Here is a 20,924-nt window from a genome sequence, read left to right as displayed (position 1 = left end):
GGGGGCAAGGCCCCCGCCTCAGCCCTCTCCCGATGCGGTGCCCGCCCCCTCGGCCAGCCGGTCGAGGCGGTCGCGGTGGGCGGGTGTGAGGTCGAGGTCCGCAGCGGCGAGGTTCTCCTCCAGGTGCTCGACGCGGGCTGTGCCGGGGATCGGCAGGACGACCGGCGAGCAGTGCAGGAGCCAGGCGAGCGCCACCTGGGTGGGCGTGACACCGAGGTCGGCCGCCACGGCCGCGATCTCCGCCTCGGCCCCTGCCTTCCCCCAGGCCACGGGCCGCCACGGCAGGAAGGCCATCCCCGCCGCCGCACAGGCGTCGAGTACCGGCTCGTGCTCACGGTCGAGCAGGTTGTAGCGGTTCTGCACGCTCGCGATGTCGACGATCTCCCGGGCCCGGGCCAGCTCGGTGACGGTGACCTCCGACAGCCCGATCCGGCCGACCAGGCCCTCGGCCTGGAGGTCCCGCAGCGTGCCGAGCTGGTCGGCGAGCGGTGTCCCGGGGTCGATGCGGTGCAGCTGGAGCAGCTCGATCCGCTCGACGCGCAGCCTGCGCAGGGCCTGCTCGACCTGGTCACGCAGGGTGCCTGGCCGCCCGTCGAGCCTCCACCCGCCCTCCCTCACGGTCGCCCGGCGGGCCGTGGAGCTGGGCGTCACACTGATCGACACGACGCACCTGTACGGCGGCGGAGCGAACGAGGAGCTCCTCGCCGAGGCCCTGCACCCCTACTCGGAAAGGCTGCTGATCACCACCAAGGTCGGTGTCGCGCGCATCGCGCTGTCCTCCCCCTCTGCCCAAGGGGTCACACCAACAGCGCGGTTGGCGGCGACGCCGGTCGCGGCACGCGCCGTTCCGCCTCCGCACGGTTCCGCTCGACGAGCCGATGCCGGTGCCCGGCGTTACGCTGCGCGCACATGGCCCTCGGCCCCGTCACGGAGGTTCTCATGGTCTCGCGTCTCAACCCGTACCTGTCCTTCAACGGTGACGCCCGGCAGGCGCTGGAGTTCTACCAGGAGGTCTTCGGCGGCACCCTGTCCCTCAACACCTACGGCGACTTCGGCCACGCGGACGCCCCGAACGCCGACAAGATCATGCACGGCCTGCTGGAGACCCCCGGCGGCTTCACCCTGATGGGCGCCGACAACCCGCCGGGCATGGAGTCCGCGCCGGGCCAGCCCTTCTCGGTGAGCCTGAGCGGCGACGACGACGCCGAGCTGCGCGGCTACTGGGAGAAACTGTCCGCGGGCGGCTCGGTGCCGGTGCCGCTGGAGAAGCAGATGTGGGGCGATGTCTTCGGCATGTGCACGGACCGCTTCGGCGTCCCGTGGATGGTCAACATCAGCGCATCGGAGAGCTGAGCAGGACCGAGCGGACGGTCAGGGACCGTACGCCGCGCGGGGCCGCCCGCACACACCGTGCACTGCCGGTGTGTGCGGGCGGCCCCGTTCTGTCGAACGTCCTGGTCGTCGGAACGTCACGTTTGTTGGTACGTCCTGACAAAGCTGTTGACATCCCCCGGGGGCGCCCGCATAGTACCTGCCACTAGAGCGCGCTAGTGACGCGCTCCAGTTGCCTCCCCGGACCGGGCACGGCCCGCTCTCCCCAGCACACCGAGGTGCACCCGACATGCGCAGACACCACAGATCCGCCGCCCTGACCACCGCCGTCCTCGTGGGCGCCCTGCTCGCCGCCGGCTGTTCCAGCGGCTCCGGCGGGAAGAAGTCCGAGACCGGCGGCGACGCCGCCGCCGCGGGCAAGGCCACCACCCCGCGGATGACCGTCGCCATGGTCACGCACGCGGCACCCGGCGACACCTTCTGGGACCTGATCCGCAAGGGCGCCCAGGCGGCGGCCGCGAAGGACAACATCAAGCTCGTCTACTCCAGCGACCCGGTCGCCGGGAACCAGGCCAACCTGGTGCAGAACGCCATCGACCAGAAGGTCGACGGCATCGCGCTCACCGCCGCCAAGCCCGACGCCATGAAGGCGGTCGTGGCCAAGGCCAAGGCGGCCGGCATCCCCGTCGTCGGCTTCAACTCCGGCCTGGACAACTGGCGGGAACTCGGCATGCTCGAGTACTTCGGCCAGGACGAGAACATCGCCGGCCAGGCCTTCGGCGCGCGCCTCAACCAGCAGGGCGCCAAGCACGCCGTCTGCGTGATCCAGGAACAGGGCCAGGTCGCACTGGAGGCACGCTGCGCCGGCCTGAAGAAGGGCTTCAAGGGCACGACGGAGAACCTGTACGTCAACGGCACCGACATGCCCTCCGTGAAGTCGACCCTGACGGCCAAGCTCCAGAAGGACTCCAGCATCGACCAGGTGGTCACGCTGGGCGCCCCGATCGCCATGACCGCCATACAGTCGGTCAAGGACGCCGGCAGCAAGGCCAAGGTCGCCACCTTCGACCTCAACAAGGATCTCGTCGCCGCCATCCAGGGCGGGGACATCGAGTTCGCCGTCGACCAGCAGCCCTACCTCCAGGGCTACCTCGCCGTCGACGGGCTGTGGCTCTACAAGACGAACGGCAACTTCAGCGGCGGCAGCGCCGCTCCCGTGCTCACCGGGCCGGCCTTCGTCACGAAGGACAACGTCGACAGCGTCGCGGAGTTCGCGAAGAAGGGCACGCGCTAGGCGGACACAGCGCGAGAATCGACCGCCTCGATGACCTGCCGCAACGGCTTGAACAGTGGGGCCCCGGGCCGTCCCGGCTCGCGCTTGCGCTTGCGCTTGCGGGCCGGAACCGCCCGGGCGGCGACGAGGTGCGGTCCGGCGGCGCGCTCAGGACCAGGCGCTGCCACGAGCCGACCAGCAGGGGGGCGTCGATTTCGCCGGGCCCGACCTTCTCGCGCCCCATCAGGTCCGGCAGCGATTTCAGCACCCTGAGGCCAGTTCGAACAGCGCGGCGATCTCCGCGGCCCCAGTCGTTCCGACTTCTGCGTCGCGACACCGCACGACGAGCCCGGGCGAGGAAGGGGAGCTACGCGGTGACTCTGTCCGGGGCCGCGGTGTCGTCGTCGAAGGTCATCTCCGGTGCGGGCCGACGGAATCCCTTGGTCAGGACGGCCAGGTAGACGACGCCGATCGCCAGCCAGACGCCGCCGATCTGGAGTGCGACGTCACCGAGCTTCGTGAGCAGATAGAGGGAAACGCCGGCGCCGATGGCCGGCATCACCAGGTACGGGAAGAGGTTGGGGGTGCGGCCATGTCTGCGCTCGCGGACCAGGTGGGCGATCACGCAGACGTTCACCAGGGTGAAGCCGAGGAAGGCCCCGAAGTTGATGAACGAGGTGGCTGTGGTCAGGTCGAGTTTCATGGCGATGACACCGGCGGCCGCGGTCAGCAGCAGGTTCAGGACGGGCGTGCCGGTCTTCTGTGACAGGTTACCGAAGACGGCCTTGGGCAGTGCGCCGTCGCGTCCCATGACGTACATGAGGCGGGCGGCGGAGGCTTGCAGGGCGATACAGGAGGCGATGGATCCGGCGATGGTGACGAAGTTGATGATCTCGGCGTACGTCTCGCCACCGACCTGGACCTTCAGGTGGTAGGCGGCCGCGTCGACGTCGGCGAACTTCGCGCCGGGGTGGACCAGTTGCATCACGAAGGACAGCACGATGAAGATCGCTCCGGCGGCGATGACGCAGCCGATGATGCCGCGGCCGATCGTCCTCGCCCCGCCCCTGGCCTCCTCGCCCAGCGTGGAGACGGCGTCGAAGCCGAGGAAGGAGTATGCGGCGATGGCGGCGGCCGCGGTGACCGCGCTGATCGACGTTCCGGAGTTCCACAGGGCGTCCGTGGCGGGGGCGGAGGAGCCGTGCTTGCCGAGGAAGACGACACACAGGGTGGCGAAGAGGACCAGCGACCCCAGAGCGATGAACATCAGGACCTTGTTGACGCGGTCCGCGAGCTTCATGCCGAAGACGTTGATAGCGGTGGTGATGCCCACCGAGACGATCAGCCAGACCCACTTGGGTATGTCAGGGAACTGGGCGTTGAAGTAGATCGCCGTGATCAGCCAGCCGACCATCGGGATGAAGAAGTAGTCGAGCAGCATCGCCCAGCCGGACAGGAAACCGATGCGGCTGTCGAGCATCTTGCGGGCGTAGGTGTAGACCGACCCCGCGCCGGGCACGGCGCGCGCCATCTTCGCGTAACTCAGCCCGGTGAGCAGCATCGCGAGGGTGGCGACGGCGAACGCGGTCGGGGCCACGCCGCCGCTGGTGGCGGCGACCACGCCGAAGATTGTGACGACGATGCCGGGAGAGATGTAGGCCAGGCCGAACAGGACGACGGAGAAGAGGCTCAGGTCGCCCTTCAGTCTCATGGTGCTCTCTGTGGTCTCGCTGCTCATCGTGGCGGCTCCTCGGCGGTGTGGGCGGGATTCCAGGTGGCGGGGTCGATGCGGCCCCCGTACAGCGGGAGCTCGAGGGCTGGGTCACCGGGGCGGAATTGGTCCCAGATCCGGTTGAGACCGGCGGTGCCGTAGCGGCGGACATTGCTGACCTCGTCGAGGTCGATCACGTCGGTGAGGGTGGAGTCGCCGGCATCGACGGTTTCGGCGCGCACCGTGCCCTGTGGATCGATGACGAGGCTGCGGCCGATCCCGGAGGGGGCGGCGGAGTTGACGCCGGCGACGAAGACCTGATTGGTGATGGCGTTGGCGCGGCTGAGAACGACTTCCTGCGCACGGTCGCTCGTCGGCGTGCGGACCACGTTGACGATCAACTCTGCGCCCATCCAGGCCAGATGGCGGGAGATCTCCGGGAACCAGGTGTCGTAGCAGATGGACAGTCCGATGCGGCCGATCCCGGCGAGGTCGACGACCTCGAACCGGTTGCCGGGTGTGGTCGTCTCGTACGGGCGCCATGGGAAGACTTTGCGGTACGCGGCGAGGCGCTCACCCCGGGGCGAATAGACCGGTGCCGTGTTGTGGACGCGGTCGTCGGTGCCTCGCTCGTAGACGCTGCCGGGTACCAGCCAGATGCCCAGGTCCCCCGCGAGCTCGGCGAAGGCCGCATCGCGTTTGCCGTCGAGCGGCTCGGCGGCCCTCTCCGGGGCGGCCGGGACGCCGGGGGCGCTCTCGCCGAGGTGCAGTTCGGGGTAGACGACGAGGGCGCCGGGTGCGCGCAGTTTCACGCGCCGCTCCACGTCGGCGGCAAAGCCTGCGAGGTCGTCGGCCGGGCGGCCGGGCGCCTGGGCGAGGATCAGGGGCAGGGGGCGGGCCATGCGGGAACACCAGCCAATCGAAAGAACTGTTCGAGGAGAAGTCGACGGAGATTCGGGCGCCGATAACCAGAAATTCCGGTGGGACAAGAATGCGGCTGGTCAGCCATAGCCTCAAATACTTGTGAGGGGTGATTACCATGCCTTTGAGGCATGCAGGTGTCATGCCTCCTCCGTCTCCCGAGGGGCCACCACCATGGAACTCCGAGTGCTGCGCTACTTCCTGACCATCGTGGAGACCGGTTCGGTCACCAAGGCTGCCGAGGTGGTCCGCGTCGCCCAGCCCTCACTGTCGCGCCAGCTGCGCGGCCTGGAAGGGGACTTGGGGATGACGCTCTTCGACCGCGGCGGCAAGCAGATGGTCCTGACGGCGGCCGGCCGGCGCTTCCTTCCCCTGGCCCGCGACCTGGTCGCCCGCGCGGACACCGCCGAGGCCGCGGTCGGTGCGCTGGCTGCCGGTCGTGCCATGCGGATCACCGTGGCGGCGCCGCCCACCACCATCACCGACGTGATCGCGCCGTTCCTGGCCACCTGGGGGCCGGAGGATCCGCTCGTCACCGTGCAGGCGGAGAGTCCGGCACGTGCGTACCAGGCCCTTGCGCGGGGCGCCGACGTAGCCATCTCCTCGGCTCCTCCGAGGCGCCGTTTCGCCGGGCTCCCGGTGGCCCGCCTGCCGCTGTGGGCCTACGTCCGTGCCGACCATGCCTGGGCGGACCGGGACCGCGTCACCATCAGGGAACTTGCCGCGGAGCCCCTCATCATCCTCACCCCGGCGCACGGCACCCGCCGCATCCTGGACCATGCCGTGCAGGATGCGGACGCCTCGTACGACATCGTGCTCGAATGCGACACCCCGCACGTCGCACAGGCCATGGCGGCTTCGGGCCATGGTGTCGCGGTGGTCTCCGACGATCCCCGCTTCGAACTGCACCCGCTGCTGATCCTCGACAGCACGGGCGAACCGCTGCAGATCCACCTGCACGCGGCGTGGGACGCGAGCCACTATGCGCTGCGCAGCCTCGAGGCATTCGCGGCCGGGTTGTCACGTTTTTGTGTCGAGCGGTACGGGCCACAGGTCGCCGCCCGCCTATGAACTGCAGCGACGACGACAGACCACGGCCCTCACCACGACGCGTGATCGCACGCCGACCCGACGGCCGGCAGGCCAAGGAGAGCTGGAGGTATGCCCGGCAGGCAGCCTGGCCAGATCGGGCAGGCATTGGACGGCGGCCCCGGCGCGCCCCACCATGCGGCGATATCCCGCGTCAGCTGCCAGCCCGAGAGGACCTCGGACCATGCCGAGACCGTTCCATGCCCGACGGCTACGCCGTGCCGCCGCCACTGCCACCGTGTTCGCGGGGCTGTTCGCCGTCCCGCTGCCGACGATGGCGGCGCCCGCCGCAACCGCACCCGTACCGGGTGATCCACTCACCGGAAGCGGTGCGGTGAACCGGACCGAACTCACCGCCGGCCAACTCGCCGGAGGCAGCGCTGAGGACACCGTGCCCGACAGCGCCTTCGCCCTGCCGGCGCAAGCGGCGCCACCCACCCACAGCTTCGAAGGCACCCTCGCCCTCAACGGCCTCTCCACCGCCGGCGGTTTCCGCGCACTGAAGGACCCGGACGGATACGGAGACACGGCGGCAACCCGGCACCTGCCACCGGTCGACATCGCGCTCGTGCAGAACGGCAGCCACCTCGTCCCGGCGAAGCGTGGGTTGCAGTACACGGGGAACCCGGCGTGGAACCTGGCGGTGGGACCCGGCCGCGCGTGGAACGAGGACGGCGACGGCCAACGCACCCGTGCCTCCCTGCCGTTCGCGCTCGTCGAGCGCAACGCCAACTGCGTGCACAACGGCGCCCTGACGTTCCTCTTCGACGACACATCGATCTCCGAAGTCCGCTACCAGATCACCACGGAGACCTGCGAGTACTTCCAGTTCGACATGTGGGGCCAGGTACCAGCCGACTACCGGCCCGGCCCCGTCGAGGGCGCCGAGGACCTGCGCCACGCGTACGCCTCCGAGGTCAAGGACCGGCTCCCGACCAAGCCCATCTCGGCGCTGGCCACCGACTACCCGGACAGTGGGGTGGACGTGGCGAAGCTCGGCTCCGGCATCACGCCGTCCGCGCTGAGCACCTTCGGCTTCTACTTCGGGGGAGTGCACTATGTGGGCAACTGTCGGACCCGGCAAGGGCAGTACCCGTTCTGCGGCCAGCTGCTGCTGCCTTCGTACTCGACCGCGAAGTCGGCGTTCGCGGGAACAGCCATGCTGCGTCTGGCCCAGCGATACGGCCCGGCCGTGGCCCAGGAGAAGCTCTCCGACCGAATCCCCGAGACCGCCGGCAAGACTGCCTGGAGCGGCGTCACCCTCGACCACACCCTCGACATGGCCACCGGGAACTACACTCGGCCCGGCTACGAGATCGACGAATCGGGCCGCATCATGGCGGACTTCTTCGCGGCCGAGCCCTACGCCGACAAGATGCGATTCGCCCTGTCCTTCCCGCGTAAGGCCCGTCCGGGCAGTAAGTGGGTCTACCACACCTCGGACACCTTCCTCGCCACCCGAGCGATGAACAACTACTTGGAGGACAAGGCCGGTTCGGGCGCCGATGTCTTCGACATGCTCCGTGGCGACGTGCTCGAACCCATCGGCGTCGGGCCCGACTCCCTCGTCTCCTCCCGCACCGACAACAGCCCCGGCGGGGCTCCCTTCGGCGGCTACGGCATGTTCTGGACGCAGGACTCCGTCGCCAAGTTCGCGAAGTTCCTCAACAACGACCATGGCACCGTCAACGGTTCGCAGATACTCGACCCGAAACTGCTCGCGGCCAGCATGCAACGCACACCGGAAGCCCGTGGCATGACCACCACCGGGACCAAGCCCATGAAGTACCAGAACGGTTTCTGGGGCCGCGAGTTCACCTCCGCCGACAACCCCGCCTACACCACCCCCTTCTACGTGCCATTCATGTCGGGATACGGCGGCATCACCGTCGCGATGATGCCGAACGGCGCCACCTACTATTACTTCAGCGACAACAACGAGTTCAGCTGGAACGCCGCCGTCGCCGAAGCCGACAAGCTAGTGCCGCATCAGGCAACGTTGGCCCCCGTCATGACGCATCGCCCCGGGCGATGATAGGGCTCGTTTGAAATCGACCAGTGATGCTGGTCGTGGTGCGTATGGGAGGCCGCCTGGTCAAGGGCGCCTGCGGCGGCCCTCCGTGCCGGGCCCCGCTTACCCGCAGACGAGGAGGATGGCGACGGCGGGCATGAGGAACGCCGAGGCGTGGTTGCTGATCAGCTTGTAGGCGGGGGCCTTCGTCCTGCCGCAGTTCGCACCGCTGATCGGGGGTGGTCATGGTGGCCCTCGGTGCGAACTGCACGATCGCTTTCAGATGGTGCTGGTCGGTGCCGGGTTCTCGGGGAGTTGCCAGTTGCCGCCGCGGTCTTCCTTCGCAAGGCGCGCGGCGAGGCCGGGGACGCGCAGGAAGCAGGCGACTGCGGCGGTAGCCCGGAAGGCATCGATCGCACGCTGGGTCATCGGCATGGCAAGGCGCAGCAGGCGCGGGTTGACTTCGCCCTGGATCTCGTTGACGAAGGGTCGCAGCACGCGGTCGTAGTTCGCCAGCGCGGTCGGCAGGTCGCCAGGGTGGCGGTTGATCTCGCCGGCCAGGACGTGGGCGCCGACCAGGCCGCCGGAGACTCCCATACCGCTGTAGGGGGAGGCGCAGTGGGCGGCGTCGCCGGCCAGGACCACGCGGCCCTTGGACCAGGTGTCGGTGCGGACCTGGACGACCTCCTGGGAGTAGAAGAACGGGCTGGTCTTCATGCCCTCGATGAAACGGTCGGTCTGCCATCCGGCGTCATGGAACCTGCTCGCCCAGAACTCCTGCTGGCGCTCGACGGGCGCCCGGTGGATCGCCGAGGCTTCCTCAGATTCTTCCCGTAGGACGAAGTACGCCTGGGTCTCGTTCGGCGCCCACTGCGTGCCCGGACGACTTCGGGGCCGTTGGCAGGGATTGACCCTCAACATGCCGCCGCAATCCTCTGACCTGATATGAAGCAGCTGTGCCGCGTCAGTGCTCCTCGGCCGCCGGCTCCAGAACGAAGACCGGGATCTCCCGGTCCGTCTTCTTCTGGTAGTCGGCATAGTCCGGGAACGCCTCGACGGCGCGAGCCCACCAGACGGCCTTCTCGTCCCCGGTCACCTCGCGTGCCACCATGTCCTGGCGCACCGGGCCGTCCTGAAGCTCCACCCGGGGGTCGGCCACCAGGTTGTGGTACCAGACCGGGTGCTTGGGGGCTCCTCCCATGGAGGCGACGGCGACGTAGCAGCCGTCGTGCTCCACCCGCATGACCGGGGACTTGCGGATCTTGCCGCTCTTCGCGCCCAGGGTGGTCAGGATGACGACAGGCAGGTCCCGCCCCGCATCCGGACCCATCAGCTCGTTCAGCGTCGTTCCTTCCGTACCACCGGAGCTTTCGTACAGCTCCACCTGGTCACGTACCAACTGCATCGCACTCGGCTCATACTCGCCTTTAAGTGGCATGTCGCCTATCTCCATACTGTCGAAGAGTCTTCGTTTGCGCTTCGGGTACCGAGCTCACGTCGCCGGGCAGCTAGCAGGCGGGACAGGAACCGAAAAGTCGAGCTGGACAGATGCAGCCCCGATGGGCAGGCAGGCACATGAAGCTCCGGGCGGACCGGTTGCTCTTGGTCGACAACCCATCTACCAGGAGCTTCACCTCTTCCCGCACTCGGCCCCCACACCAACTCACGCCACCGTCAGCCAGGTTGGCAAAGGCTCATTGGTGCGGAGTGATCCCTTATCCGTGTCACTAGCGTATCGAATATATCTAGTGTTGCAACATTAGAGAATCAGTTAATGAGGTACCCGTAGCGTTCACGTATCCTCTACAAGGGAGCCGGGTAGCGAACCAGACAGGAGACAGACATGGGCCGAGCACTGCGGGCAGATGCCGAGCGCAGTGTGCGCGCGATTCTGGAGGCGGCCGAGCGGGTCCTCGCCCAGGACGCCAGCGCTTCCATGGAGCAGATCGCCGAGGCGGCGGGGCTGACGAGGATCACCGTTCACCGCCGGTTCGCGAACCGGCAGGCGCTGCTGGAGGCGCTCGCCGTCTCCGCGAAGCAGCAGATCATCGACGCGATCGAGGAAGCCCGGCCCGACTCCGCACCCGCGCTCGTGGCGCTGTACCGAGTGACCGCGAACGTACTGCGGGTCAAGAACACCTGGCGCTTCACCCTCAGCCACGCCACTGCCCACACCCCCGCCGCGGTCGCCCTCTGGGCCGAGATCGACGCGCACACCGTGGAACTCCTGACCCGTGCGCAGGGAGAGGGACTGCTCGCGCCGGACGCGGACCTGGAGTGGACGCGGCAGGTGTACTACGCCCTCCTCAGCGAAGCCCTCGACAGGCCCGGCGCCGATCAGGATCCAGCAGCGCAGGACCCGGACGCGCTGGCCGCGCTCGTCATCGACACCCTGCTGCATGGCGCAGGACCGCGAGGCTGAGTCACGGCTGCTCGGCGCATGCCAGGTCCCCTGTCGGCCACCAGCTCACCCTGGTGGAGTGCGCCGTCGATCGAGTTCCTGTGCGCAGGCTCAGGGCCTGCGGCAACGGACGCGGAGGCTCCGCCCCGAGTGCCGGGGCGGAGCCTCTGGGCGTGGGAAGGTCACTGCTCCGCGCAGGCCGGGTTGTTGGTGTCCAACGGCCGATTCGGGACGCGTTCGGGACGCGAAGCGTGCCGCGCCAGCACCGCGCCGAGCGTCAGCTCCCCGCTGGTCATGCGGTGCGCCAGGCCGGCGCGGTCGCCCCGGTCAGCCGGCGCAGTATCACTGCGGTCATCGCCCAGTACACCCGCGACTCCGAACTGCGGGGCCGGTGTTCGTAGTCGCGCACCAGCCTGCGGGACAACACCAAGACTCCAAAGGCGCGCTCCCCGACCCACCGCTTGGCCTGGGGAACGAACCCGGTCTGCGCAGGGTTGCGCTCCACGACCTCCACCGCGATGCCCACCTTCTACCCGTGCGCGACAACCGCGTTCTTGAAGCCCTGGTCGACCAGGGCCTTCTGCACGGCGTCGGTGTCGGCGGCGACCTTGTCCAGCAGCGCGATCCCGACGGCGTTCTCGTGCGCCGACGCGGCCGCCACGACCACCGCGATCACCAGCCCCAGCACGTCAACGGCCAGGCCGCGCTTGCGGCCCGGTACTTTTTTGCCGCATCACGTCCCGTCGACTGCGCGGGCACTCCGGCCGCGGCGTGCACGCTCTGGGTGTCGAGCACCACCAGGCTCGGATCCGCCTTCCGGCCCATCTTCTCCCGCACCTGCCAGCGCAGCAGGTCGTGGATGGTCTGGTCGGTGCCGTCGTCGCGCCAGGTGTAGAAGTAGTACTTCACCGCGCCGGGCGGCGGGACGTCGTGTGGGAGCAGGTCCCACTGACAGCCTGAACGGCCCTGGTAGAGCAGCGCGTTGACGATCTCCCGCGTCGCGTACCGGCCCTGATGCTGACCGAGGGATGCGCGGCCGGCCTCTCCCATGAGGCCGACGACTGACAGCTTCGCCAAAGCCGGAGTGCATCGAAGCCGACATGGCCGAACGTCTGGGTGATGGGTCATGGCGCCCAGGGCGCGGGCGACGTCCAGCAGCCGGTGCGCCTGCGCGCGGGAGATCCCGAACTCCGCCGCGCCGTACGCCGCCGAGCGGTGTCCACACACGGGCGGCATGGGCGTCGCGGCAACGGTCCGATGGACACTCAGCAGGTCCGTTGGTAGGGAAAGCCCGGTATGTAGGCCCTCCAGTCTCGGCCGGACAATCCGCTTCCTGCCCGGGCGCACACGGCTTTGGCTACCAGGTCGGGCGCTACAGGGTAGGTGTGCGAGGGGGTGTGGGCGCCGCGGACTATGAGTGTGGCTCCGTTGCGGCTGAAAGCGAGGGAGCCTACCTGGTCCCCGGAAGTAAGCAGAGCGTCCCCGAGAGGCCTTGTCGTCGTCGGATCCCACAGCCGCACGGTGCTGCCGCCCGCAACGGCCAAGATACGGCCGTCGGATGAGTAGGCGAGTGCTGAGACCTCCTGGGGGGCTTCGTTCTTGCCTGCAGAGAGAGCATCGAACATGGCGAAGCGGTGCTTGAGCGCGCGGTCCCAGATGGTCACCCACCCGTACTCGTCACCGACCGCCATCCGATCGCCGTGCACCGGGTCAGCAGCGACGGAGGTCAGGCGGGTAGTGACTTGGCCTCCGGGTTCGACGGGTGACGATGCATCCTCCGAGGCGTGGGCTCTCCAACCAGGATCCACGGCGTTACCCAGGTACAGGGAGCGCACGACGGGCGTTGAGGCGGGCTGCTGCTCTATGTACCGGATCACTTTGTGGCGCGGTTCCAGCCGCACGTCCGAGACGATTCGGCCGTGCAGCGGGTAGCGGTAGACCGGCTTGCCGGGGTTGCTGAGCCGCCATACCAGGATGGCCCCGCTGTCTGCGTGGGTAAGGAAATCTCCATCGGCTGTCACGGTGACGGAAGAGTGTGGGGATGTGCGGACGGACGGCCCCTCTTTACCGGTTCGCACGTCCCAGGTACGTATCCGGGAGCCGGTGACGACGATCAGGCGTTCCTTGCCCGGATACAGGGGGTACGGCCAGACGACGTCGGGGGGACGCGGGCCACAGGACAGGCGAGCTGCGAGGGCCAAGGGGCCCGCGCTGTTGAACCGACGCGCAGTGCCGCCATCCCAGAGTTGGAGTTCACCGGAAGGCGTGCACTCTGCCTGATGCTTCCGGCCCCCGCGCGAGTTGCCCGAGGTCTGCGCGGATCCGTGCGGCGGCAGTCTGCGGTGACGTCGCAGATCCCACAACCCCGTCAAGCGGCCGTTGTCGTCATGCAGAAAGAGCATGTCGTCTGTGGGCCCGAAGCTCACCGTGCCGTCGGTCAACGTAAACGGAAGCTGGGTCGCCGCGCCGGACGTAGCGTCTCTCAGCTGCCATCTGCCCGCGGCGAGAAGCAGCAGCCGCCGCCCGTCGGGAGAGATGCGGAACAAGTCGTCGTCTTTCCCGACGTGCACCGAACGGGTTAGCCGGTGCGTGCTCAGGTTCCACAGCCGTACCCGTCCGGCGCCACCGGCGACCAGCCTGTCGCCGTCGCTGCTCAAGAAAGGGCCCAGGACAGGGTCATTGACCGCCGTGCCGGGCTCAGTGAAGGCGTCCTGCTCGGGCTGGGTCAAGGCGCTCATCAGGGCAGCCCGGGCTTCCAGGGTGGGGCTGATACGCCAGGCTGCGACGCTCAGCCGCAGCGCGGTCTGCGGGTCGGCATAGCGCAAGCTCTCCGCGACGGACGCGACCCGCCGGGATGTCGCCTCAGCCAGCCGCCGCTCGCCGAGGCGGTTCCACTGCCAGGCCACCAGACCTGCGATCAGCGCTAGTGCAGCAGCTATGCACAGGGCCGTCCTCAGTCGACGAAGCCGCCTCGCCGCCCGGCGAGTCGCCCACTGCTCGTGGTCGCGGGCGTCAAGGCCGGCTGTGAGAAAGGCGTGCTCCAGACCTGTCAGCTCCCGGCGCTCCAGATGCTCGTCGGCGGCGGTCAGACGGCTGCCCCGGTATAAAGCGCCTGGATCTCGGCCCAGTTCCTCCCAATTCTGGGCTGCTTCGGTCAGTCGCCGATGCAGACGCAGGCGTTCGCGGTTCTCGTCGATCCATCCGCGCAAGCGCGGCCAGGCCGCGATGAGGGCTTCGTGCGCGAGGCTGAGCGTCTGCCCGTCGAGTGTCACGAGGCGGGCCTTGACCAGCCGCTCCAGAACCTCACCAGTGGCGGCGAAGCCGTCTGCGTTGGCCAGGTCCAGTTCCTTGAGCGACACGGGCCGGCAGGTGTTCTGCGCGCCTTCTCCTGGAGTGACCAGCCGGAGAAGGATGCGCCGGGCTGATCGGGCCTCGTGGATGGACAGACGAGCGTAGAGCTGCTCCGCGGTCTGGGCGAGAGCGCCCGCGACGCCTCCGGCGGCGTCGTAGGCCGTCAGGGTGAGGGTGCGTCCTCTGCGTCGGCGCCAGGTCTCCAGCAGGGCGTGGGACATCAACGGCAGCCCGCCGGGTTTCTCGGTGACGTCCTTGATGATCTGTGCGGTCAGGTCCCGCTCGACGATCAGACCGGCGGCAGCTGCGGGCCTGACGATCGCCTGCCGTAGTTCGGTGGGACTCATGGGTCCGACGAGCAGAGTGGCGCGGCGCAGTACCGCTGCCCATGCATGGTGCTCGGCGCAGTGGCCGAAGAAGTCCGCACGTACCGCGATAACGGCCCGTACGTTGTTCTCCGGGTCCGTCGCGGTCAGCAGCAGGTCCAGGCAGGCCCGTCGTTCAGCGGGGTCGGCGCAGAGGGTGAACAGCTCTTCGAACTGGTCGACTACGACGACCGTGTCCCCGCGCTCATCGCTTGCCTTCATCACGGCGGCGAGGGCGGACAGGGGCCGGGGACCGGGAGTGAGGATGCGGATCGCCGCCGGCCGCCTGTCCGTGGCTGCCTCGCTCCGCAACAGAGGAATCAGTCCCGCACGCAGCAGAGAGGACTTGCCGCTCCCAGAAGCCCCGACGACAGCGACCAGACGATGGGCATGCACCCACTCGGCAAGCTGAGCCGAAAGCTGGTCCCGGCCGAAGAACATGTCAGCGTCGGCAGGTTCGAAGCGGGCCAACCCACGGTAGGGCGCAGCCTGTGCATCCTCCCCGTACTGCGGTTCGGCGGCCACCGCCCGGGCCGCCGCGTGCCAGCGTTCTTCCCACTCCGAGACATCCGCACCGCACGCTTGCACAAAGGCCAGTACCACCGCGAGGGACGGCAACCGCTCCCCCGATGCCGCCCGTGACAGCGTGGCCGCCGAATACGACGTGCGCTGCGCCAAAACCCGGTAGGTGAGAGCCCCGCCTTCCCGACGCAGTTTGCGCAACTCGAAAGCGAACGCCTGAACCGGGCCTGCCGCCGGGTCCAGCTCGCGTTCGCTACGGCCCATCCCCTCCCCCGCCCATCCGTCGGTACAACGTCGAGCCTCACGCCCGCGGGCGTCTCATCCCAGCACGCGCCCCACGACCGCGAAAGACACCATCTCGCCAACCCGGGCTTGTGACCTGCTTTGTTTCACGCCCGGGAGACGGCTGTGCAACAACCCTCAGTCCTATGAACTCGATGCCGAACCAACCGAACGGCACGCACCAGGATCCGACGGCGTGCCGCCTACCGTTGAAAGGTGATTTCCCATGCGGACATCGCACAAGTTCGGCCTGGCAGCGTCGGCCGTGGTGCTCGGCTTGGCCGGCACCCTCACCGCCACCGCCTCGGCGCAGCCTCAGGTGGCGGCGGCGCCGTCCGACTGCCCGAAGTACTACTTCTGTGGCTACAAGAAGGCGAACTTCAAGGAGCTGGCCTTCAAGTTCAAGGACTGCTACCTCCAGGAGATCCCCGACGGCCTGAACGGCGGCGGCTCCTGGTACAACAACCAGTCGGCCGGGACGAAGGCCCGCATGTACGACAAGAACAAGAGGCTCATCTACACGACCCCGGGCGCTCCTTCTTGGGATGCGCAAGCCGACTGGCGTCCCGTGTGGTACGTCGACGCTTGCTGAAGCGTCTCGTCCAGACCATCTGATGGTCTCATGGCAGGTGCCGGACCGGAGATCTGGGACCTCCATGACGACGGCCTGCGCGACCCCGTAGGGGTTGTGCAGGCCATCGTCGTCCGCGTGGCCCTCGACCAGCTCCATCGTGTACTCAGGCGCTGGTCCAGCGTTGCCGTACTCGGCATCTGGCCACAGATGGTGGGCATATGACGAGCCGCGACGCGGAGTCCACGAGAACCTCCAGACGGCGCGGGACGCTAGGCCGTCGGGGTGATGGCGCCGAACGGTTCATAAGCAAGAACGTCCGAGTGAGTCGAGTCGGACCATTCTTTGATGACGATGGCCTCGATCGGATTTCCGTCCTGGTCGCGGCCGATTCCGAGTGTGGCGCGGACCAGACCCGGCGTTTGTTCGCCGCGCAGCCGGGCTGTCTGCTGTTTCACCAGCGCTTGGACGCCCCCGCCGTCCGTGACGGGGAGCCGCCGTGTTGTCCACTTCTCGGCGACCGTGTCGACGTGCGCAACCACAGCGACAATCTCGGTCAGCGACCGGTCCCGCTCGACATCGGGGACCCGGCGGTCGATCGCCGCGCCAGGGATCGACGCGACGTGGTGGACGTAGTGGTCGCGTGCGGTTGCGCTGGTCCACAGCGACTGGAGGAACAGCGTCGGTTCTGCCGGCGAGCGCAGCACCGAGAACTGGATCAGCCCGTCGGACCAGGGCATCACCTCCAATGCGCCGCGAGCCGCTTTGTCCGCCTCGGCCGCCGTGGGCAACCGCCACCAGCTGTCAATTCGGGCCTTGGCATCGTCATGGTGAGTGGCAACGTGTGTTGGCCGCATCGCTCGGGTCTGGGACTGCTGATCGGTCATGCTGCCACTCTGGGTGTTGAACATTTGTTGAAGGCAAGGTCTCGGTGCTGGGAGAGTGATGTCATGGCAGACACCAGGAATCTGACTGATGCGCCGCCGACCGTGGGGCCACGCGATGCCGGCTTGACCGTTGGTGACGTCGCCCGGGCATCAGGGGTCGCCACTTCGGCCGTCCGCTTCTACGAGCGGTACGGCGTGATCGAGGCGGAACGAACCAGCGTGAACCACCGGGTTTTTGATCAGTCGACGACGTGTCGGATCAAGGTGGCCAAGTTGGCCCAGGGTGTCGGCTTGACCGTTCGCGAGATCGCGGAGCTGCTTGCGAACCTGCCCCCTGACCCCCAGCCTGACGACTGGGCCAAGATCGCTCGCCAGCTGATGGACGAGGCTGAGCGGCGAGTGGCCGCACTGAGTGGCTACCTGACGGAGATCGCCTCTGCCGGCGAACTCTGCGAGGTCGCCGACCGGATGAGGTAGTGTCCTGCGCCGGAAATTCGATCAAGATGTGAGGCGAGGCGTTCGAGGCAGACACCCCTACTTGTTGAACGAATTTCCGGCGCAGACCACTAGGAACCCACCGCCGGGGCAGGCCCGCTCGTCCCCCGTACCACCAGCTTGGGGTCCAGCACCGCCTCCCTCGGCGGCAGTTCACGGTTCTCCAGCCGTTCGACGGCGAAGCGGACCGCGTGCTCGGCCATGAGGGACGCGTCCTGGCGGACGGTGGTCAGGCCGATCGGCATCAGGTGGGAGAGGTGGCTGTCGTCGTAGCCGACGACGGACAGGTCGCGCGGGACCTCGACGCCCGCCCGGGTCAGGGCCATCAGCAGCCCCATGGCACAGCGGTCGTTGCCGGCGAGGACCGCCGTCGGCAGCGGCTGCCCGCTGTCGCGTTCGGCCAGCAGCAGCCGGCCGGTCTCGATACCGGACTCCTCGGTGTGCTCGCCGGGGATCACCCGCGCCCGGTCCGCCAGTCCGTGGCGCCGCATAGCGGCCCGGTAGGCACGCCGCCGCTCCGCCGAACCGGGACCGCGTCCGCCGTCGATGTGCACGATCCGGCGGTGCCCCAGCTCCACCAGGTGGTCCATGGCCTGCCGGACGCCCTTGCCCTCGGCGGAGTGCACGAAGTCGACATGGGCCTGGGGCACCCGGCGGCTGATCGAGACGGTGACCGTGCGCTGTCCGAGCTCGGCGAGGTAGGCGGGGTCGGCGTCCGGGCCGAGCAGGATCACCGCCTCGCAGCGGTGGCTGAGCAGCGCCTCGACCGCCTTGGCCTCGCTGCGGCCGTGGGTGGCGCCGGAGAGCAGGACGTCGTACCCGAGGCGCTCGGCCTCGGGGTAGATGCCGGTGATGAGGTCCGTGTGGAAGGTCTGGTGCACGGTGAACATCACGCCGAGCGTGCGACTGCGGCCACGGGCCAGCAGCCGGGCCGCGCTGTCGGGCCGGTAACCGATCTCGTCGGCGACGCGCAGGACCCGTTCCCGGGTCTCCTGGCTGGCCCCCGCCTGGTTGCGGAAGATGATCGAGACGAGGGCGCGGGACACGCCCGCCTTCTCGGCGACATCCGCCATCGTGGGCCGCTGCCTGCCCGATGCATCCACGTGTGAACCCACCCTCCGACGCCGACCACCTTACGGGGGTCCCGCCCGGGGCCCGCACCAGGACTCGGCAATCTCCCGGCAACAACCTATTGACATGACATTTGGACAGGGGTCATCGTACTCGAACTAGAGCGCGCTAGTAGAGCGCATCAGTTTTACGCTGCCCCCCTTCCTCTCCCCGAAGGACTCTCACCATGGCAACGGTGCCAGCCCCGCTGCGTACGACCGTCGGCAACCTGTGCCTCGGCTCCGCCCCCGACTCCTGGGGGGTCTGGTTCCCCGAGGACGAGCACCAGGTGTCGTACACCCGTTTCCTCGACGAGCTGGCCCGGGCCGGGTACGAGTGGCTGGAGCTCGGCCCGTACGGCTATCTCCCCACCGACCCGCGGCGGCTGAAGGCCGAACTGGACGCCCGGGGGCTGAAGGTCTCCGGCGGCACCGCGTTCGGCGCGCTGCACCGGCCCGGGGCCTGGGACGAGATGCTCGCCCATGTCCGGCAGGTCGCCGCGCTGACCGCCGCCGCAGGGGCGCACCATCTCGTCTTCATCCCGCCGATGTACCGGGACGAGAAGACGGGTGCGTTCACCGAGTCGCCCGAGCTGACCGCCGAGCAGTGGGCCGGATTCGGCCGGGCCGCCGACCGGCTGGGCAAACTGCTGCTGGAGGAGTACGACGTACGGCTCGTCGTCCATCCGCACGCCGACAGCCACATCCAGACCCAGGCCGAGATCGAACGGCTGCTCAACGAGTCCGACAGCCGTTACACCAACCTCTGCCTGGACACGGGCCATGTCGCCTACGGCGGCGGGGACAACCTCGATCTGATCCGCCGTTTCGGCGAGCGGATCGGTTACGTGCACATCAAGCAGATGGACCCGGAGATCCTGGCGCAGGTCGCGGCCGAGGACCTGTCGTTCGGCGAGGCCGTGAAGCGCGGGGTGTGCGTGTCACCGCCGGCCGGGGTGCCGAAGCCGGCCGAGGTGGTGGCCGAACTCGCGGGGCTCGACGCCGAGTTGTTCGTGATCGTCGAGCAGGACCTGTACCCGTGTGCTCCCGAGGTGCCGCTGCCGATCGCGGTCAGCACCCGTGAACACCTGGCCGGCTGCGGCCTGTCGGGTACCCGGCGCCCGAACATCGACAGGTAAGGAGCGGCCATGGACGTCAGGGACGACACGACACCGGCCCCCATCCCGCCCCCCGCCACCGCCGTCGCGGACGACGCTCCCCCGGCGGTCAGGCGGCGGCTGAGGCTGATCACGATCATCGCCACGTTCGGTGGTCTGCTCTTCGGCTACGACACCGGCGTCATCAACGGCGCCCTGCCCTACATGACCGAGGACCTCGGCCTGACCCCGGTCACCGAGGGCATGGTCACCAGCTCGCTGCTGCTGGGTGCCGCGCTGGGCGCGGTGACCGGCGGCCGGTTGTCGGACGCGCGCGGCAGGCGGCGCAACATCCTGCTGCTGGCCGTGCTGTTCTTCGTCGGCGCGCTCGGCTGCACGCTCGCGCCCACGACCGAGGTGATGATCGTGGCGCGGTTCGTGCTCGGTCTCGCGGTCGGCGGCGCGTCGGTGACGGTGCCGGTGTATCTCGCGGAGGTGTCGCCCGCCGAGCGGCGCGGTGCCCTCGTCACGCGCAACGAGCTGATGATCGTCAGCGGTCAGCTGCTGGCCTTCACGTCCAACGCGATCATCGCCCAGGTCGGCGGCGAGTCCGGTGGCGTGTGGCGCTGGATGCTGGTCATCGCGACGGTGCCGGCCGTGGTGCTCTGGTTCGGCATGCTCGTGATGCCGGAGAGCCCGCGCTGGCTGGCCTCCCGGAGCCGCTTCGGGGAGGCACTCGAGGTCCTCAAGCAGGTGCGCTCCCAGGCCCGGGCCGAGGCCGAGCTGAAGGAGGTGTCCGCGCTCGCCGTCAAGGACGAGCAGGCCAAGCTCGGCGGCTGGCAGGACATGAGGAGCACGCCGTGGGTGCGCAAGCTGATGTTCGTCGGGTTCGGCATCGCGATCGTGCAGCAGATCACCGGCGTCAACACGATCATGTACTACGGCACGCAGATCCTCACCGACGCCGGTTTCGCCGCCGACAGCGCGCTGACGGCGAACATCGCCAACGGTGTGATCTCGGTGCTGGCCACCTTCGTCGGCATCTGGCTGCTGGGCCGGGTACCGCGCCGCCCGATGCTGATGACCGGCCAGGCCGGCACGACCGCCGCGCTGTTGCTGATCGGCGTGTTCTCCCTGGCCCTGCCCTCGGGTGACGCGCGGGCGTTCGCGGTGCTCGCCATGACGGTCACGTTCCTCGCCTTCCAGCAGGGCGCGATCTCCCCGGTGACCTGGCTGATGCTGTCGGAGATCTTCCCGATGCGGATGCGCGGCTTCGGCATGGGCATCGCGGCCGTGGTGCTGTGGCTGACCAACTTCGTGATCGGGCTGGTCTTCCCGTCCCTGGTCTCCGGGATCGGGATCTCCAACACCTTCTTCCTGTTCGTGGCGGCGGGCCTGCTGTCGCTCGCCTTCGTCAAGCGCTACGTCCCCGAGACCAAGGGCCGCACCCTCGAAACCCTCGAAGCCGAACTCCGCACCCGCTTCTCCTGACCCTCCCTTCGAAGGA

At 68.6% G+C, this 20,924-nt stretch carries 17 protein-coding genes and 3 pseudogenes; 11 read left to right on the top strand and 9 right to left on the bottom strand.

Annotated elements, in window-relative coordinates; translation table 11 throughout:
- Positions 1 to 18: 18 nt before the first annotated feature.
- Positions 19 to 609: pseudogene (locus tag CCL05_RS07190) on the bottom strand (aldo/keto reductase); the annotation flags it as partial.
- On the opposite strand from CCL05_RS07190, the pseudogene CCL05_RS07185 reads away from it, so the two are divergent.
- The 3 genes and pseudogenes from CCL05_RS07185 to CCL05_RS07175 all read left to right on the top strand — a co-directional run.
- Positions 578 to 772, top strand: a pseudogene (locus tag CCL05_RS07185) (aldo/keto reductase); the annotation flags it as partial. The pseudogenes CCL05_RS07190 and CCL05_RS07185 sit on opposite strands and share 32 nt — an antisense overlap.
- A gap of 167 nt (positions 773 to 939) precedes the next feature.
- On the top strand, positions 940 to 1,353 hold the full coding sequence (locus tag CCL05_RS07180) for a VOC family protein (protein ID WP_086559647.1): 414 nt from the start codon (positions 940 to 942) through the stop codon (positions 1,351 to 1,353).
- 268 nt (positions 1,354 to 1,621) lie between these two features.
- Positions 1,622 to 2,626: a substrate-binding domain-containing protein gene (locus CCL05_RS07175; RefSeq protein WP_086559638.1), complete on the top strand. Its 1,005-nt coding sequence runs from the start codon at positions 1,622 to 1,624 to the stop codon at positions 2,624 to 2,626.
- Between the two features lie 346 nt (positions 2,627 to 2,972).
- Here the strand turns inward: CCL05_RS07175 and CCL05_RS07170 are convergent, their stop codons facing one another.
- Both CCL05_RS07170 and CCL05_RS07165 read right to left on the bottom strand, forming a co-directional pair.
- On the bottom strand, positions 2,973 to 4,343 hold the full coding sequence (locus tag CCL05_RS07170) for an APC family permease (protein WP_086559637.1): 1,371 nt from the start codon (positions 4,341 to 4,343) through the stop codon (positions 2,973 to 2,975).
- On the bottom strand, positions 4,340 to 5,218 hold the full coding sequence (locus CCL05_RS07165; RefSeq protein ID WP_208641402.1) for a carbon-nitrogen hydrolase family protein: 879 nt from the start codon (positions 5,216 to 5,218) through the stop codon (positions 4,340 to 4,342). The genes CCL05_RS07170 and CCL05_RS07165 overlap by 4 nt, the downstream gene beginning before the upstream one ends.
- A gap of 193 nt (positions 5,219 to 5,411) precedes the next feature.
- Between CCL05_RS07165 and CCL05_RS07160 the strand changes: the two genes are divergently transcribed.
- Together CCL05_RS07160 and CCL05_RS07155 are read left to right on the top strand one after the other, a co-directional pair.
- A complete protein-coding gene (locus CCL05_RS07160; RefSeq protein ID WP_086559636.1) occupies positions 5,412 to 6,308 on the top strand; it encodes a LysR family transcriptional regulator in 897 nt (298 codons plus the stop codon).
- Positions 6,309 to 6,510: 202 nt separating this feature from the next.
- The gene (locus CCL05_RS07155) at positions 6,511 to 8,361 is read left to right on the top strand and encodes a serine hydrolase domain-containing protein (RefSeq protein ID WP_143589823.1); all 1,851 of its coding nucleotides are present in this window, start codon (positions 6,511 to 6,513) and stop codon (positions 8,359 to 8,361) included.
- A gap of 255 nt (positions 8,362 to 8,616) precedes the next feature.
- Here the strand turns inward: CCL05_RS07155 and CCL05_RS07150 are convergent, their stop codons facing one another.
- Both CCL05_RS07150 and CCL05_RS07145 read right to left on the bottom strand, forming a co-directional pair.
- Complete coding sequence (locus tag CCL05_RS07150; protein ID WP_244204199.1) at positions 8,617 to 9,258, bottom strand: FAD-dependent monooxygenase; 642 nt, start codon at positions 9,256 to 9,258, stop codon at positions 8,617 to 8,619.
- 43 nt (positions 9,259 to 9,301) lie between these two features.
- A complete protein-coding gene (locus CCL05_RS07145; protein ID WP_086559634.1) occupies positions 9,302 to 9,775 on the bottom strand; it encodes a nitroreductase family deazaflavin-dependent oxidoreductase in 474 nt (157 codons plus the stop codon).
- 405 nt (positions 9,776 to 10,180) lie between these two features.
- On the opposite strand from CCL05_RS07145, the gene CCL05_RS07140 reads away from it, so the two are divergent.
- Positions 10,181 to 10,759, top strand: a complete 579-nt coding sequence (locus CCL05_RS07140) for a TetR/AcrR family transcriptional regulator (RefSeq protein WP_086559633.1) — start codon at positions 10,181 to 10,183, stop codon at positions 10,757 to 10,759.
- 271 nt (positions 10,760 to 11,030) lie between these two features.
- Here CCL05_RS07140 and CCL05_RS43860 read toward each other — a convergent pair.
- Both CCL05_RS43860 and CCL05_RS07125 read right to left on the bottom strand, forming a co-directional pair.
- A pseudogene (locus CCL05_RS43860) lies at positions 11,031 to 11,767 on the bottom strand (IS5 family transposase); the annotation flags it as partial.
- A 236-nt stretch (positions 11,768 to 12,003) separates the two neighbouring features.
- Entirely contained in the window at positions 12,004 to 15,240 is a 3,237-nt protein-coding gene (locus CCL05_RS07125) for an nSTAND1 domain-containing NTPase (protein ID WP_086559631.1), read from the bottom strand.
- Positions 15,241 to 15,484: 244 nt separating this feature from the next.
- On the opposite strand from CCL05_RS07125, the gene CCL05_RS07120 reads away from it, so the two are divergent.
- Positions 15,485 to 15,850, top strand: a complete 366-nt coding sequence (locus tag CCL05_RS07120; protein ID WP_086559630.1) for a hypothetical protein — start codon at positions 15,485 to 15,487, stop codon at positions 15,848 to 15,850.
- Between the two features lie 30 nt (positions 15,851 to 15,880).
- A complete protein-coding gene (locus CCL05_RS44735) occupies positions 15,881 to 16,054 on the top strand; it encodes a hypothetical protein (protein ID WP_158102425.1) in 174 nt (57 codons plus the stop codon).
- A 47-nt stretch (positions 16,055 to 16,101) separates the two neighbouring features.
- On the opposite strand, the gene CCL05_RS07115 is transcribed toward CCL05_RS44735, so the two are convergent.
- Entirely contained in the window at positions 16,102 to 16,716 is a 615-nt protein-coding gene (locus CCL05_RS07115) for a hypothetical protein (protein WP_143589822.1), read from the bottom strand.
- 63 nt (positions 16,717 to 16,779) lie between these two features.
- On the opposite strand from CCL05_RS07115, the gene CCL05_RS07110 reads away from it, so the two are divergent.
- Complete coding sequence (locus CCL05_RS07110; RefSeq protein ID WP_086559628.1) at positions 16,780 to 17,193, top strand: MerR family transcriptional regulator; 414 nt, start codon at positions 16,780 to 16,782, stop codon at positions 17,191 to 17,193.
- 89 nt (positions 17,194 to 17,282) lie between these two features.
- Here the strand turns inward: CCL05_RS07110 and CCL05_RS07105 are convergent, their stop codons facing one another.
- Positions 17,283 to 18,284, bottom strand: coding sequence for a LacI family DNA-binding transcriptional regulator (locus tag CCL05_RS07105; RefSeq protein ID WP_086559627.1), 1,002 nt, complete (start codon positions 18,282 to 18,284; stop codon positions 17,283 to 17,285).
- A 224-nt stretch (positions 18,285 to 18,508) separates the two neighbouring features.
- Between CCL05_RS07105 and CCL05_RS07100 the strand changes: the two genes are divergently transcribed.
- Together CCL05_RS07100 and CCL05_RS07095 are read left to right on the top strand one after the other, a co-directional pair.
- On the top strand, positions 18,509 to 19,459 hold the full coding sequence (locus CCL05_RS07100; RefSeq protein ID WP_086559626.1) for a TIM barrel protein: 951 nt from the start codon (positions 18,509 to 18,511) through the stop codon (positions 19,457 to 19,459).
- A 9-nt stretch (positions 19,460 to 19,468) separates the two neighbouring features.
- A complete protein-coding gene (locus tag CCL05_RS07095; protein ID WP_086559625.1) occupies positions 19,469 to 20,908 on the top strand; it encodes a sugar porter family MFS transporter in 1,440 nt (479 codons plus the stop codon).
- The last annotated feature ends 16 nt before the right edge of the window (positions 20,909 to 20,924 follow it).

It is taken from the genome of Streptomyces africanus (assembly GCF_002150735.1).
GTDB lineage: Bacteria > Actinomycetota > Actinomycetes > Streptomycetales > Streptomycetaceae > Streptomyces > Streptomyces africanus.
Note: the sequence above shows the minus strand (reverse complement) of the source record. Positions and strands in the feature narration are given on the sequence as shown.